The organism is Tamlana crocina (genome assembly GCF_012037625.1).
Genome location: NZ_JAAVJS010000715.1, coordinates 1 through 312, shown reverse-complemented (window position 1 = coordinate 312; position 312 = coordinate 1). Strand labels below are relative to the sequence as shown.

At 41.3% G+C, this 312-nt stretch carries 1 pseudogene; it reads left to right on the top strand.

The features are described from left to right. Nucleotides 1-108 precede the first annotated feature (108 nt). Nucleotides 109-312 (top strand): annotated as a pseudogene (locus HC176_RS18690) (NADH:ubiquinone reductase (Na(+)-transporting) subunit C); the annotation flags it as partial.

Sequence of the window (312 nt, the reverse complement as noted above, 5' to 3'; positions counted from 1 at the left end):
CGTATTTGCACCAACGATAGATCATTATGTGATCCAGGCCAATGTGAAGCGAAGATTAAAAAGAAAGAATGAGGGTATCAACGCACAAATTAATACGGCAGTTTAATCATGGAAAATAAACCGGTAAATAAAACGAATTCCAATTCCTATACCTTCATTTTTGCCATTGTTATGGTAGTGGTGGTGGGAGTGGTACTGGCTTTTGCGGCGACCTCGTTGCAACCAAAGCAATATGAGAATGCCCGCCAGGAAAAGATGCAGAATATTTTGGCAACTGTAGGGATTCAGACCGAAAGGTCAGAAGCAGAAGAA